The organism is Caldisericia bacterium, from assembly GCA_026414995.1.
In the GTDB taxonomy this organism is placed as follows: domain Bacteria; phylum Caldisericota; class Caldisericia; order B22-G15; family B22-G15; genus JAAYUH01.
The window spans coordinates 272-523 of sequence record JAOAHY010000051.1 but is presented as its reverse complement, the minus strand read 5'-3'; the positions used below and the strand labels follow the sequence as shown (position 1 = coordinate 523).

Genomic DNA, 252 nt, shown 5'->3' with positions numbered 1-252 from the left:
CCCCTGATAGGGGAGTGAAAGAGAACCTGAAACCCTTAGCCTACAAGCTGTAGGAGCCCGTGAGGGTGACTGCGTGCCTATTGAAGAATGAGCCTGCGAGTTACAGGGGGTTGCGAGGTTAATCCCTGGAGGGGAGTAGCCGAAGCGAAAGCGAGTCTGAATAGGGCGTCTAGTAACTCTCTGTAGACCCGAAGCCGCGTGAGCTAACCATGGGCAGGATGAAGTCCCGGTAACACGGGATCTGTCTCTTAT

Annotated in this window: 1 rRNA gene (running past one end of the window); it reads left to right on the top strand. The window is 54.8% G+C overall.

The features are described 5' to 3' along the window. Positions 1-252, top strand: a 23S ribosomal RNA gene (locus tag N3D74_06740); its annotated part runs 271 nt beyond the window's last position; the annotation flags it as partial.